Source organism: Novosphingobium sp. SG707, assembly GCF_012275515.1.
Lineage (GTDB): Bacteria > Pseudomonadota > Alphaproteobacteria > Sphingomonadales > Sphingomonadaceae > Novosphingobium.
Genome location: NZ_JAAZQL010000002.1, coordinates 762,677 through 775,194, shown reverse-complemented (window position 1 = coordinate 775,194; position 12,518 = coordinate 762,677). Strand labels below are relative to the sequence as shown.

Genomic DNA, 12,518 nt, shown 5'->3' with positions numbered 1-12,518 from the left:
AAGCGTGCGCCTTGCCGGTCTCCCATGCATGACAGGCGACTGGATCTTCTGATGCGGGGTCCATCAGGCAGTGTGGGGCGCGATGGGGCTCCGCGGCCCATGGGCGCCCAATTGTGAATGCACGTTGGCGCGGCCGGCGATCGGTCGAGGCGGGCGGACGAGCATCACCGGACAATCCAGATGATCGAGCAGATAGCTGGCCGTTCCCCCGATCGACAGATCGCTGCAATGCCTGCCGCCTTGCCCTTTGGCCGAAATCACGACCAGGTCAGGCGCCAATTCGCCAAGCACCCTGAGCAAGGTGCTGCGCGTATCGCCCTTGGTGCAAAGGATGCTCGCGGCCAGTCCTTGATCGATCAGGCGGCGCCGGGTGGATTCCATAAATCCGCAGGCCGCCTGTTCATTGCGCTGGTCAAGACGCTTGCGCGGTTCGATGTCGCCGGTCGCCAGTGGTCCGAATTCAGTGAGCGCGCCGTCGGGCACGACATGAACCAGCAGCAGTTCCGCCTGCGATTTCCGGGCCAGCCGGACGGCCTCGGCAAGGGCCGCTTCGGCATAATTGGAACCATCGACAGGCACCGCAATGCGCCGCATCATGACTTCACGCGGCGTATAGCCGGAGGGCACCAGCAAGACCGAACCAAGCTGGGAGTCGGCAATCAGCTTGGCCACCTGCCCGGTGGTTTCGCGATATTCGTCGGCGTGGGGAGAACCGATCACGGTCAGGGCGCCCGCCTCGCAGGCCCGATGGCCCAGCGCATTGAGCCAGTCACCCTCGCTGAGCTCCACCGAAACAGCCTGGGGCAACTGCGGCAACATATCTCGCCAACGCGCAAGTTCCCTGCGCGCTTCCTGCCTGCGCATGGTCTAGGCAAGAGGATCGGGAATGGCCGACAGATCGGATGCTTCGGGCATGGCATGAAACAGGATCAACGGCCTTACGCTGGACCTGGCAAAATCAGCGGCAGCCAGCACGACGTCGCGCGAATGGCGCGAACCGTCGACAAATGCGATCACCGGACTTTCTGCGGACGCCTTGAGAATGAAGTCATGCGGATTGGACGAGACTGCCATGATTAACGGCCCTTGGGCTGAAAGAGGGGATGCGGGGATTGCCCGAAAGACCGGCAAAGGCTCACGCATGGTTGCGGACCAAAACTTCGGCAAATGGGCTGATCGGCGTTATCCGCAATGTTACGGGTAAGGCTTGCAAAACCGGACGAGGCGTCATTATTGATAATTTAATTCAATTATTTAATTGAATTTCGCGGACAAGCATTGCGACCGGACCGGCCGATTGTCACGACAGGATGAAAAGGCAGGCACACTGTTGGCAGGCGGCAAAGACGATCAAAATGCGCCTTGCCGCCCCGCCCGCCGATGGCCGGATCTAGCCGATTGCGATCTTGCGCAGTCGCTGATCCGCATCCTTGTCCTTTTTCATTTCGAGTTTGAGGACCCCGTCCTTCATCCTGGCTTCAATCGAGGCCGGATCCACGTCGCGCGGCAAAGTGAAGCGGCGGCGAAACGCGCCGTAACTGCGCTCGCTGATGATATAGCCGGCTTCCTTTGTCTCGGTTTCCGCCTTTTTCTCGCCGGATATCGTCAGAACATCATTGTCGAGTTCGATCGAAATATCCTTCTCCGGCACCCCCGGCATCTCGACGGAAAGCAGATAGCCGCCGTCCTTTTCGACCATTTCGGTAACCGGCATGGTATCGAGCGAGATGTTCGGGAATGTGAGAAGTCCGTGCATGGTCCTGCCAAAGGGAAGGTCATCGAACAATCGGTCGATCTCGCCGCGCAACCAGTTGATCGGGCCGCCGGATTTCACTTCAACAGCCTGCTTTGTGCCCAGGACGGGAACACTCGTCTGCTCGTTCATGATGCACTCCTGGAATTGGTGGTGGGACAGCCGGCCCTCGGATCCTGCGCCGGACCGGGCTGATCCAAGGGCTACGCCGTGGCCGCGGGCTGCCATATCGGGTATGATACGGATGGCCGCACAACAGGTGGGCAGGCCACCTTTACCGGCAGGCTTTTGGGAGGCGCCCTATGTCGACATCAACCATGCGTGCCATGCAGCTTGATAAGCCGGGCCAGCCGCTCAGGCCTGCAACCCGTCCAATCCCCGAACCGGGGCCGGGAGAAGTCCTTGTCGCCATATCCGCATGCGGCGTGTGCCGCACCGACCTGCACGTGGTGGATGGGGACATTCGCAACGGGCTGCCCATTGTACCGGGGCACGAGATCGTCGGCAAAATTGCGAAGATCGGCGCCGACGTGTCCTCCTTCGCAATCGGAGAGCGGGTAGGAATACCATGGCTCGGCCAGACTTGCGGCACATGCCGCTATTGCGCCAGCCATCGTGAAAATCTCTGCGATGCTCCGCTCTTTACCGGGTTTTCGCGTGATGGCGGCTTTGCCAGCCATTGTGTTACCGATGCGAACTACTGCTTTCGCCTTCCCGACAGCTTCGATGATATCCATGCCGCTCCTTTGCTGTGCGCGGGGCTTATCGGATATCGAGCCTACAAAATGGCCGGCGAGGCGCCCGTCCTTGGCCTTTACGGCTTTGGCGCGGCGGCCCATATTCTGGCCCAGCTCGCCGTTTGGGAAAGGCGCAAGGTATTCGCCTTCACCCGTGACGGGGATATTGCCGGACAGGCCTTTGCGCGAAGTCTGGGCTGCGCATGGGCCGGAGGTTCGAACGAAGCTCCCCCCGAACCGATGGATGCCGCCATCATCTTTGCCCCGGTTGGTGCGCTGGTGCCCGCCGCCCTGCGACATATACGCAAGGGCGGCCGGGTGGTCTGTGCGGGCATCCATATGTCCGACATACCTTCCTTCGCCTATAACGACCTCTGGGGAGAGCGGGCCATCCTGTCCGTTGCCAATCTCACAAGAGCGGATGGCACCGAATTTCTGGCCCTGGCCGAACAGGCCCGGATCCGCACAAAAGTGACGTCCATGCCCTTTCTTGAGGCCAATGCAGCCTTGAACCGGCTCCGCGCGGGCGAGGTCGAGGGAGCATTTGTGCTGGTTCCCTGACCGCTCATATCGGTATCTTTCCCAATGGTGGGCTTGCCCGGCGCGGATAGTTTTGCATCTCGCTTTCGGAGTGCAATCTATGAAAAACATCCTTGTGCTTGTTCATGATGACGAAGGTCAGGAGGCCCGCCTTCAGGTCGCGCTTGATATGGTCAGAGCGCTCGAGGGACACCTTGTCTGCCTCGATGTCGAACTGCTTCCAATGGTGGCAGCCGATTCCCACAGCAGCATGGCGGCCACCCAGCTGGTGTGCGAAGAGCATGACCGCTCCGCCGCCAATCGTACCCGCATCACCGAATATCTCGCGCGCGAAGGTGTTTCATGGGATTGGCACAGAGTGATCGGGATGCCCGATACAGCCATCGAGGATGCGGTCGGACAGGCGGACATCCTTGTCCTGTCCAGCAATCTGGACAAATACGATCCAGTGGAACTGCGCCATCTGGTCAACCGGATTGTAACCGGAATAAGGCGGCCTATCGTCGCGGTGCCCACAGGCTGCAAGAGTCTCGATCTGAAAGGAACCGCCCTTGTCGCATGGGATGGTTCGCGCGAGGCCGATCAGGCCCTGCATGACGCCGTGCCGCTGCTGAGCCTTGCGGGCGAGGTCATCATGATGGATGCCAATGAACCCAATGGCCCTTTTGCCGCTGAATCAGCCGCCGTTTATCTGTCCCGTCACGGCATTCATCCCGTTGTCGAAACCGTCCAGATCGAAAGCGGCCATACAATCTATGCCGCAATCCTCACCAAAGCGCGTTCAGCCAATGCCGCCTATATCGTGATGGGCGCCTATGGGCACTCACCCACCCTTGAGGCATTTTTTGGCGGTGTCACTCGCTCGATACTGGCGAAGAGCGATCGGCCCGTTGTTCTGGCCCATTGAAAACCGTCATTGGCGAAGGGCTGACGGCAAAGGACAGATCAGCCCCGTCCATCCTGCCGACAGCAAGGCAAACAACCGTCACGCACAATAGACCGCCCGGGCGTCCGCAATCGCAATTGAAGCAGCCCGGGCGAACCTGGAATGATTGGCCGCATGGAATGGCTCTGCGCCTCCTTGCAGGCATCACAGCACGATGATGTGATCTTCCACTTGTGTGACGCCGGGGGCTGCCCATGCCGCCTGTTCGGCAACGCGCCGCTCATAGGGTGCGCGAACCTTGCCGCTAAGCGTCACTTTCCCGCCATCGAGCGTAATGGTGACAGCTGCCGCATCCAGATCGGCCTGCCGCTCAAAGGCATCTTGGATTCGCTTGCGCACTTCCGGCGAAGATACATGGGATGCGACAAGTATGTTATTGGAAACGCCGGTGACCCCGCTGATCCGTGCGGCGACCTGACTGGCTTCATCACGCTGATAATGCCAATCCACTGTCCCGGTCAGCGTTACCCATCCATGCTCGACCGTCACATGGATCCGATCCTCAGGGATGAGGACAGCCCAATGCATGATATCGACAATGCGCTTGGCAATTTCATGATCGGCCGTCTTGGGGTCGGTTTTGAAGCGTACCTGCAATTCCTGAGCGATCGCCTTGACGCCGCTGACCCGCCGCGCAGCCCGTTCGGCCGCAAGTTTCTCGGCATAGCTCTTCACATAACCGCTCAACGTGACCACGCCATCAACCACAGCAACCCCAATGTCTGCCTGGTCGATGCTCGGTTCCCATTCGAGTTCAGCGACGACATCGCCTTGCAACTGGACATCCGTTTTCATGGCATTACAACTCCTAAACATCTGTAAATCATGATATTATGTCGACAGAAATTTGCCCCCTGAAAGGTTTGATCGGAACAATCTGGCCACCGGGCCCCGACACAAGTATTCGCAATGTTACGGAGCGGTCATGGCGCGCGGAGCTTTCGGAGCACTTGCCCCACGCCGGACAATGTGGCTGCTGTCACCAGACAGTGGTGCAGAGGCGGTCTTGCCGGACACTGCGCAACCTTGCGCGCCTATGCCGGGAATGTGACCGCAAAGCGCGATTGGGCGCCAGCGAGCCCAGCATAGCAAGACCCAGCGCCATGATCCAGCATACCGGCGCCGGAAAGGCATCGCCGGTATGCTGCGGATATGCGGGCGTTCGCTATCTCGTCAGGCGAGCATCCGGGTGGCGATCGCCCTGAGCGCGGCGCGGCTTTCGCGGGTGGCCGACAGATTGCTCAGGATGACGATGGCGGTCCGTCGCGCGGGGTCCAGATAGGCCATGGTGAACACCCCGGGATCTCCGCCCCAGTGGTTTATGTGAGGAACCCCGTCGAGCAGCGATTGCTGCCAGCCGAGGCCCTGTCCGGTCAGCCAGTCCGGCAGACCGGGCGGCTTCTGCATCCTGAGCATCTCCGCCATGCCCGTCTCACTCAACAGCCGCGCATTCCGGATGGCGCCGCCATTCGCGGCTGCGGCCATCAGCAATGTGAGATCGCTGACCGACGCGCGGATCATCCCCGTCGACCAGTCGGGGAAGCCCACCGGCTCAACCGGCGTGACCGCTCCATCGATGAGATCATAAGGGGTGGCGCGCAGCCCCGCCGCCGTTCCCGAAATGGTCCAGGAGATATGACCGAGCCCGAGCGGCCGGAACAGACGTTCACGCGTCAGGTCCCGCATGTCCTGCCCGGCGATCCGTCCGACGAGATAGCCAAGCAACGCATAGCCGATGTTACTGTAGTCCCACTGAACTCCCGGAAATTGCTTCAGGTTGCCCCCACGCGCGTAACGCCCTCCGGCGGCGAGATAGTCGCGCAGCAGCGTGCCGATCTCCATCGGCGAATCGACACCGCGTTGCCGAAAGTCGATCTCGTAATAATGCTCATCGGAAATGCCCGACATATGCGTCAACAAATGCCGAAAGGTGATCGCCAACGCCCCCTCTCCGAGGATCGCGAAGTCCAGATGGCGCGCGATGGGATCGTCGAGCGCGATCTTGCCCTCGTCGACCATCAGCATCACGGTCTGCGCGGTGATCACCTTGGTGATCGAAGCGATATGAAACATGGTATCGCTCGTCGTCGGCCGATGCCGCCGCAGATCGGCATAGCCATAGGCGCGCGTGAAGGACACCGCGCCGTCCCGCGCAAGGCCCAGAGCGAGGCCGGGTATGCGCGCCGCTGCCATCTGATCGGCCACGAAAGCGTCGAAATTCTCAGCCGCACGCCCCGGCGAAGGAAGAAGCGCCCCGACAAGCCCAGCAGCCGCTTTACCAAGGAAACCGCGCCGCGAGCCATGCATCATCGTCTATTCCCATTCCATGATCTTCCGCTATATAGGTAGGCGCCTACGCAAATGTCAATGACGAGGAGGAGCGATGAAGGATTACGTGGCGCAGATGCAGGGTGCGGCGCTTGGTGCGCGATTGCGGCGCCTCAGCGCGGCGATCGATGCCGACGCGACCCGCATCTATGCGAGTATGGGATTGAGGTTCGAGCAACGCTGGTTCGGCGTGATCAACCAGCTTTCGCTGAACGGATCGATGTCGGTGAGCGAACTGGCCGCAGCACTGGGCATCAGCCACGCATCGGTCAGCGAGACCCGGCAGTCGCTCGAAAAAGCGGGCCTTGTGCTGTCAAAACCGGACCGGCATGACTCGCGCCGTCGAACCTTGGCCTTGTCGCCATCGGGAGAAGCGCTCGTTGAACGGCTCCGGCCGCTGTGGAGCGCTTTCGACGAGGTCGCGCGCGAACTTGACGCCGAAGCGGGTGAGGTGATCCAGGCTTTAGCGCGTCTGGAGCAGGCGCTGGCGCGGCAATCGCTTCATGACCGCATCGCCGCCCGGATCGGCTCTTGCGGCTAAAGCTGGAATGCTGGCCAAAGATCGGTTCTCAGGAGCCCGTCGCCGCGAGCAGGCGGCCACGCCTTGGGCTGGTGGCATCATCGCGGATAGGATTGGCCTATCGACCGTGACTGTGTCGAGGCGTCCGCCTATATCCCATCAATCTGCGCACCTTTGCGCCTGCCGACCCTATCGATCCGAACCGTCACCGCTTCGCTCGATGCAACCTTGCAGGTCTTTTCCGGGCATCCGGATTCCACCTTTTCCATCAGCAGCGGCATGGTTCATTTTCCATATCGACGCCCTTCCCGCCGATCCGCCTTACCCGAAAGCGCCGATGTCCGCGGCCCGGCCAACAGGTCCATCTGCCGACCGGGCCATAATCCGGATGCTTTGCCGGATCAGTATCGCCGCGCGTGATAGAAAGGAAAGCGCTTCACCAGCCCTTCGATCAGATGTCCTTTTGACCGGCGGCGCATCTCTTCGGCCCCTTCGCTGGTCACGCAGACCAGATGGGTGCCTCCTGCGGGCAGGGTTTCGATATCGCTGATCCGAACGCCTGCCTGTTCACACATGGCTGCGACCTGCGCTTCGGGCAGACCGATGTTCATCGCGCGGCTCATTGGCCGCACTCGGCCTGCCAGGACCGTGCAGCCCAAGCCCCCAGATCCTCCTGAAAGGCCATGATGCTGCGGGCGACACCTGCCGCCTTTGCCTCATATTTCAGGCCGATTGCCTCATCGGAGGCGGAATTTGCCCGCATGAGCAAAAGCTGGTGTCGAAAATAAAGCTGGTTGAGATCCATGACGAGGCTCCCTTGCGTAAGCGGGAGCACATTTGTCTCTCAGTCGCGGATGCCTACGAGAGAAGTTCCGCAATACCTCGCATATAGCTGTTATCCAGAAAAATGTAAGATGGAATAAGTTTTGTATGATTGAAAAGAATGCGTCTTATTGCTGAAATCCTGTGCGATAAGACGAGAAAATTTTACGATTGCACGCAAAAAATTAAAAATGCCATCCCGATCAGGCCATGGTATATTGATCCATCACGCGATTTCCGGCCGCAAGCTCCCCTGTGACAGAGAGACATATGTGCTCCCGCTTGCCAAGCAGGAGGACCACGATGTCCAACCTCCCCGACCATGCCCTTTCCGGTCTGCGATGCCGTTTTGGCGTTCAGGAAGCTCACATCTACATGGATTTCAGCGACGGCCATGCCGATCTTCGCGGCACGCCGCCATGGCGCTCCATTCCTCTCTGGGTGTCCAATGATCGCGCAGAAGCCTATTTTGAAATCTATCAGGCCGTTCCCTCGCCCGGAGTTTCCGCAACGGACGGGGGCGAGCAATGGCAATGGCGCCTGTGCGCGCCGGGCGGTCATGTTCGCGCATCGGGCGGGCCTTATGAAAGGGCTGAGGAATGCGTGGATGCCGTCAAGGCCCTGCGCCAATCCGCCGGCACAGCCAGAATCAGGCATTTGGGAACCGAGTGATTGCAGTCCAAAAGTGGCGACAACCATCCAAGCGTTTCTCAAAGGCCGTCTGCGGGTTGTTCAATGAAACGGCCCTGCCCCGGTTATGGCACCGCGCGGGCGGGCAAGTGGCATCTTGGCGCATTGTCCGATTATGGGCCGCGTGCGGGGGCCGCGCAGCCACCGGACCGGAAGGCTTATCCTGAATTGGGCGGCGTTCCCTCACGCCGCCCCCATCGGTCAGTTCACAATCGGCATGACGGATCGCTGGCATTGCCAAGGTCAAGCGCTTAGCCTCCCAATGGCCCTGTCATGGCCGTGCCCGGCGCCCGCGGCATCACACGCCGATCGGCTGGGTGGCGGTAAACAGCCACGTTACGAACAGGCCTGATACCAGCGCCCCCGTCAGCACCGATCCCGTCCAGCGTCGCGATGCCGTGCCAAAACCCGCGACAGTAATGAATACCGGGATAAAGCCAATGGCCGTGATGGTGCGCAAACCTTCGCCGGCGATCAACAGATGTCCGGTCAGCCAAAGCGTGCCGTATTGCACCAGCAGGAACAGCGCAAAGCCCCCGCCCAGCAGGGCGCAGGCCCGGAAAAAAGCCATGGCCGCACGCCCTTGATCCAGCGGCCAAAGCGTGTCCAGCGCGCGTAATGTCGCCCATGTGAACAGGGTGAAACAGGGAAGATAGACCACAAAATCGCGCAGGCGTGCCAGCGTCAAAGGCCGGATGGTGATGAACCACCAGGCCGGATTGACATGGACAAGCCGGTCAGCCAGCAGGATGGGCCCATAGGCGGCGCAAACCGCCAGAACCGCAACGAGAACCGCTTTGCCCGGCCGGACGCCGACAGCAGGTTCAGCGGTGGGGCGCACCATGATCCAGCCCAGCCCGGCACAGACCAGAGCCCACAGCGCATATTGGTTGGTAAAGGTTTGGCGCAACAGTCCGTTCTGGCCGATGGTCACCTCTTCAAGCGCCGAGAGGGGAATAAACAACACAGCAGGCAGCAGGGCGAACAACGCCATTCTGCCCGCATGCGCCCGGCGCGGCAACGTATCGGGCTGCGCCTGCGCAGACATGCGCCCCGGCAAAAGCAGCGCCATCACGCCTAGCATCAACACCGGCGCCGCCACCAATGCCAGCGCGCCGCCCAACTCGCGCCAAGGCCAGATCTGGTCATCCACCGGCAACGCCTTTGCCCCCTGCAGCGTGCGCGCAAACCAGGAAAGCGCAGGCGTGATGCCGGCGGAGGATTCATGCAGCCACGCATGCACCACAGGCGGTGTCAGCAGCATACGGGCATTGCCCTTGGACATATCTCCATAAAGTCTGCCCGGTTCGACCGGCGCGGCTGAGCCGAATGTCCGTCGCAGCTTGAGATTGGTGCCCGTTGCGCTTGGCGCGCCCGGCCCCCACATGAAGCCGCCAAATTCATCATACCGGCCGTAAACCACCAGCAGATTGCGGGGAAAAGTCGTCGATCCTTCCGGTGCGAACGGCGCGCCCACACTGGACCCTTCCAGCACCAGCGCGCGATAGCCATCGGGAAAGGCCGCCGCCGCCGACAGCACGGCCCAGCCGCCCATGCTGTGCCCCTCCAGCCCAATGTTGTCCTTGTCGACAAAGGGCAGCGAGCGCAGATAGGCCAAAGCGTCGGGGCCGCCAAAACCATCGGCAAAGGTTGCCGGATCGCTGCTGCCATGCCCGCGCTGGTCCGGCGCCAGCACCACATAGCCGCGCCGTGCATATTCGGTGGCAAAATTGCCCTGCATTTCGGCGCTGTTGAGATAGCCGTGGAAGGCCAGAATGCCCGGTGCCGGTCGTTTGGCATCCGCCGCCGCCGGACGAAACAGCAAGGCGCGCATGTGGGCGCCCGAGCGCCCCGTAAAGGTAACCGCCTCTACCCGCACATCGGGGCCGCCCTGAACCCGCGCCGCCAGCCATAAGCCGCCGAGCAGGACAATAAAGGCGACCAGAACGACACCAACCGCCGTTTTACGCTGCCCCATCATCACAGCTTGACCCCCAGCCTTACGCCAAATTCGCGCGGGGCATTGTAGAACTCGTTCAGGGTCGATTGGCCGGTGACGAAAAATTCCTTCGTCAGGTTGGTGCCATAAACTTCCGCTTTCCACCGGCCCCAGTTCAGGGTGATATTGGCATTGACCAGATGCCGGGCGTTGATCAGATCATATTGCGGAAGATAGGTGACGTAGGCCCATTGCGAACCGACATAGCTGTAATTGACCCGCGGCACGAGCGTGCGCCCTTCGCCAAGCCGGAAAGTGTAATCCAGCCCTGCGTTCCACGTCCATTTTGGCGAGAGCAGGTTAGGTCCGGCGTTGGACGTCATAATCTGATAGGCAAAGCAATTGGTGGTGATCGTGGCGGTGCAGGCAGGCAATTGCGCATTGGCCGCGCCCGGCTGCCATTTGTTGATCACCGAAACGCTGCTCAATTGCGAGTCAACATAGGAGACCCCGGCATCCAGGCCAAAGCCCGCGAGTTTGGCCTGAATTTGCCCCTCAAAGCCCTTGATGGTGGCATTGGCGAGGTTGACCACGCCGTTCTGGCCTGACAGGGGGCTGATCACGTCCATCTGGAAATTATTGTATTTGTTATAGAAAACCCCAAGCTGGGTGCGCACGCGCCGGTCAAGGAAGCTCGACTTCCAGCCTGCCTCGAAATCCCACACGGTTTCGGGGTTGAACGATCCGCCCGGCGGATTGATGCCGCCCGGCTTGTAGCCGCGCGCGGCAAAGACATAAAACAGGTTGTTCCCGTCAGGCTTGTAATTCAACGCCAGCTTGCCGGTTATGCGACCGTCACCCTCTGTGCCGGTCTGCGGGATGGTGAGAAAGGCAGCGGGGGGAGTGCCGCCCAGATAGACCGCGCCGGTGCCATCGACATGGTAATGTGAATAGCGTGTGCCTGCCTGCACTTCCAATTTATCGGTGATGCGATAGTTGGCCTGCGCAAAGACGCCCAGCGTGGTCTTGTCATTCATCGGATTGACCACAATGGGGAATGGCGCCGTCCCGTTGTAGTGCAGCAGGACGTCAATCTTGTTGTGCTGATAGTACCCGCCCAGAATATAGTTGAAGGCCTTGCTGTCGGGCGAAATGATGTTGATCTCCTGCGAGATCTGACGCTCGCGCACATACTGATCTTCGGTCTGCGAGCCGAAGGGGCCGGGCGCCTGCGCCTGATTGGCCCCGTCCACATCATAGACATTCCAGATCCGCTTGTTCTGATACCCGCTGAGCGAGCGGATCACGAGGCCGCCCGGGGTTTGATATTTCAACTCCAGCGCCGTGTTGAAGGCGCGCTCGAAATTGGCGGTCGGGGTGTCGTAATTGAGGGTGTAGCGCGAAGATTGGCGCCCGGCGGAAAAGGCGGTGCCCGCGATCGGCTGATAGGCATAGCCGCCGGTGGATTTCTCGCTCAATTCCGCCTTCCAATAGGCTGAAAATCCGCCCGATTTATACAGGGTCGAGAGCCGCTCATCATGCTCCTTCAGACTGTCGGGCCGGTTCTTGTAGAGGCCAAGATCGGTATAGTAGGAATCGCGCCAGTGATGGTTTGTGGCAAAGCGCAAGGCGAAGTTGTCGCTGACCGGCACATTGAGCGCCCCATTGAGCCGGACATTGTTGTAGCTGCCATATTCGGCCGTGGCATCGCCGCCCAGTTTGCCCAATTCAGGGCGTTTTGTATTGATGAAGATGGCCCCACCGGTCGAATTCGACCCCACCAGTGTACCCTGCGGCCCGCGCAGCACCTCAATGCTCTGGATGTCATAAAGGTCGAAGCTTTGCGTGATCGGCGGCTGGAACAGGCCATCGACATAGCTGGCAACGCCATTGGCCACCTGGGGTGAACCGCTGGCAAGGCCGATGCCGCGAATGTTGATCGACTCCGTCAGACCCGCCTTGACGATGGAGAGGCCCGGCGCGATATTTTGCAGATCGCGCTGCACGACGACCGCCTTTTCCGCCATCTGGTCGCCCGAGAGGGCTGTCAGCGCAATGGCCACCTTTTGCGAGCTTTCCGTGCGCCTTTGGGCGGTCACCACGATCTCCCCAGGGGTCGCGGCGGCGGGCTTTGCATTGTCACCTGTCTGTTGCGCCATGACCGGCGTTGCCGCCAGCGTTGCGGCCAGCGCCGCCATCGAAATCGTTGCCCTCATGATCCATCTCTCCGATGTGGGGTCCGC

General features: G+C 60.6%; 14 protein-coding genes. 4 read left to right on the top strand and 10 right to left on the bottom strand.

Translation table 11 applies throughout. From position 1 onward, the window contains the following. Positions 1–63 precede the first annotated feature (63 nt). The 3 genes from FHW92_RS08520 to FHW92_RS08510 all read right to left on the bottom strand — a co-directional run bounded on the left by FHW92_RS08520 (position 64) and on the right by FHW92_RS08510 (position 1,885). The gene (locus FHW92_RS08520) at positions 64–819 is read right to left on the bottom strand and encodes a universal stress protein (protein ID WP_168602806.1); all 756 of its coding nucleotides are present in this window, start codon (positions 817–819) and stop codon (positions 64–66) included. Positions 820–867: 48 nt separating this feature from the next. Further along, on the bottom strand, positions 868–1,143 hold the full coding sequence (locus FHW92_RS08515; RefSeq protein WP_168602805.1) for a hypothetical protein: 276 nt from the start codon (positions 1,141–1,143) through the stop codon (positions 868–870). Positions 1,144–1,390: 247 nt separating this feature from the next. Next, positions 1,391–1,885 (bottom strand): Hsp20/alpha crystallin family protein, encoded by a 495-nt coding sequence (locus tag FHW92_RS08510; protein ID WP_168602804.1) that lies wholly within the window; start codon positions 1,883–1,885, stop codon positions 1,391–1,393. A gap of 170 nt (positions 1,886–2,055) precedes the next feature. Here FHW92_RS08510 and FHW92_RS08505 point away from each other — a divergent pair, with 170 nt between their 5' ends. Beyond that, the gene (locus FHW92_RS08505; RefSeq protein WP_349237657.1) at positions 2,056–3,051 is read left to right on the top strand and encodes a zinc-dependent alcohol dehydrogenase family protein; all 996 of its coding nucleotides are present in this window, start codon (positions 2,056–2,058) and stop codon (positions 3,049–3,051) included. Positions 3,052–3,130: 79 nt separating this feature from the next. Continuing rightward, entirely contained in the window at positions 3,131–3,937 is an 807-nt protein-coding gene (locus FHW92_RS08500; RefSeq protein WP_168602803.1) for a universal stress protein, read from the top strand. Positions 3,938–4,120: 183 nt separating this feature from the next. Here FHW92_RS08500 and FHW92_RS08495 read toward each other — a convergent pair whose 3' ends face one another. Together FHW92_RS08495 and FHW92_RS08490 are read right to left on the bottom strand one after the other, a co-directional pair. Continuing rightward, on the bottom strand, positions 4,121–4,771 hold the full coding sequence (locus FHW92_RS08495; protein ID WP_168602802.1) for a BON domain-containing protein: 651 nt from the start codon (positions 4,769–4,771) through the stop codon (positions 4,121–4,123). A gap of 378 nt (positions 4,772–5,149) precedes the next feature. Then, positions 5,150–6,286, bottom strand: coding sequence for a serine hydrolase domain-containing protein (locus tag FHW92_RS08490; RefSeq protein WP_168602801.1), 1,137 nt, complete (start codon positions 6,284–6,286; stop codon positions 5,150–5,152). A 73-nt stretch (positions 6,287–6,359) separates the two neighbouring features. On the opposite strand from FHW92_RS08490, the gene FHW92_RS08485 reads away from it, so the two are divergent. Further along, positions 6,360–6,845: a MarR family transcriptional regulator gene (locus tag FHW92_RS08485; protein ID WP_168602800.1), complete on the top strand. Its 486-nt coding sequence runs from the start codon at positions 6,360–6,362 to the stop codon at positions 6,843–6,845. A gap of 128 nt (positions 6,846–6,973) precedes the next feature. Here the strand turns inward: FHW92_RS08485 and FHW92_RS26040 are convergent, their stop codons facing one another. From FHW92_RS26040 to FHW92_RS08475, 3 genes are all read right to left on the bottom strand, one after another. Continuing rightward, positions 6,974–7,105, bottom strand: coding sequence for a hypothetical protein (locus tag FHW92_RS26040; protein WP_282599700.1), 132 nt, complete (start codon positions 7,103–7,105; stop codon positions 6,974–6,976). Positions 7,106–7,225: 120 nt separating this feature from the next. Next, on the bottom strand, positions 7,226–7,435 hold the full coding sequence (locus FHW92_RS08480; RefSeq protein ID WP_310013322.1) for a hypothetical protein: 210 nt from the start codon (positions 7,433–7,435) through the stop codon (positions 7,226–7,228). Positions 7,436–7,443: 8 nt separating this feature from the next. After that, positions 7,444–7,629 carry a hypothetical protein gene (locus tag FHW92_RS08475; RefSeq protein ID WP_168602798.1) on the bottom strand — a complete coding sequence of 62 codons (186 nt, stop codon included), beginning with the start codon at positions 7,627–7,629 and terminating at the stop codon, positions 7,444–7,446. Between the two features lie 320 nt (positions 7,630–7,949). Here FHW92_RS08475 and FHW92_RS08470 point away from each other — a divergent pair, with 320 nt between their 5' ends. Next, a complete protein-coding gene (locus tag FHW92_RS08470) occupies positions 7,950–8,318 on the top strand; it encodes a YegP family protein (protein WP_168602797.1) in 369 nt (122 codons plus the stop codon). A 316-nt stretch (positions 8,319–8,634) separates the two neighbouring features. Here FHW92_RS08470 and FHW92_RS08465 read toward each other — a convergent pair whose 3' ends face one another. Both FHW92_RS08465 and FHW92_RS08460 read right to left on the bottom strand, forming a co-directional pair. Continuing rightward, the gene (locus tag FHW92_RS08465; RefSeq protein ID WP_168602796.1) at positions 8,635–10,317 is read right to left on the bottom strand and encodes an alpha/beta fold hydrolase; all 1,683 of its coding nucleotides are present in this window, start codon (positions 10,315–10,317) and stop codon (positions 8,635–8,637) included. After that, the gene (locus tag FHW92_RS08460) at positions 10,317–12,491 is read right to left on the bottom strand and encodes a TonB-dependent receptor (protein WP_168602795.1); all 2,175 of its coding nucleotides are present in this window, start codon (positions 12,489–12,491) and stop codon (positions 10,317–10,319) included. Before FHW92_RS08460 ends, FHW92_RS08465 begins: the two co-directional genes overlap by 1 nt. Positions 12,492–12,518: the final 27 nt, after the last annotated feature.

Excerpts from the sequence above, each read along its gene's own strand:
- FHW92_RS08520 (WP_168602806.1), bottom strand. The coding sequence starts at position 819 with ATGTTGCCGCAGTTGCCCCAGGCTGTTTCGGTGGAGCTCAGCGAGGGT.
- FHW92_RS08515 (WP_168602805.1), bottom strand. The coding sequence starts at position 1,143 with ATGCGTGAGCCTTTGCCGGTCTTTCGGGCAATCCCCGCATCCCCTCTT.
- FHW92_RS08510 (WP_168602804.1), bottom strand. The coding sequence starts at position 1,885 with ATGAACGAGCAGACGAGTGTTCCCGTCCTGGGCACAAAGCAGGCTGTT.
- FHW92_RS08505 (WP_349237657.1), top strand. The coding sequence starts at position 2,056 with ATGTCGACATCAACCATGCGTGCCATGCAGCTTGATAAGCCGGGCCAG.
- FHW92_RS08500 (WP_168602803.1), top strand. The coding sequence starts at position 3,131 with ATGAAAAACATCCTTGTGCTTGTTCATGATGACGAAGGTCAGGAGGCC.
- FHW92_RS08495 (WP_168602802.1), bottom strand. The coding sequence starts at position 4,771 with ATGAAAACGGATGTCCAGTTGCAAGGCGATGTCGTCGCTGAACTCGAA.
- FHW92_RS08490 (WP_168602801.1), bottom strand. The coding sequence starts at position 6,286 with ATGATGCATGGCTCGCGGCGCGGTTTCCTTGGTAAAGCGGCTGCTGGG.
- FHW92_RS08485 (WP_168602800.1), top strand. The coding sequence starts at position 6,360 with ATGAAGGATTACGTGGCGCAGATGCAGGGTGCGGCGCTTGGTGCGCGA.
- FHW92_RS26040 (WP_282599700.1), bottom strand. The coding sequence starts at position 7,105 with ATGCCGCTGCTGATGGAAAAGGTGGAATCCGGATGCCCGGAAAAGACC.
- FHW92_RS08480 (WP_310013322.1), bottom strand. The coding sequence starts at position 7,435 with ATGAACATCGGTCTGCCCGAAGCGCAGGTCGCAGCCATGTGTGAACAG.
- FHW92_RS08475 (WP_168602798.1), bottom strand. The coding sequence starts at position 7,629 with ATGGATCTCAACCAGCTTTATTTTCGACACCAGCTTTTGCTCATGCGG.
- FHW92_RS08470 (WP_168602797.1), top strand. The coding sequence starts at position 7,950 with ATGTCCAACCTCCCCGACCATGCCCTTTCCGGTCTGCGATGCCGTTTT.
- FHW92_RS08465 (WP_168602796.1), bottom strand. The coding sequence starts at position 10,317 with ATGATGGGGCAGCGTAAAACGGCGGTTGGTGTCGTTCTGGTCGCCTTT.
- FHW92_RS08460 (WP_168602795.1), bottom strand. The coding sequence starts at position 12,491 with ATGAGGGCAACGATTTCGATGGCGGCGCTGGCCGCAACGCTGGCGGCA.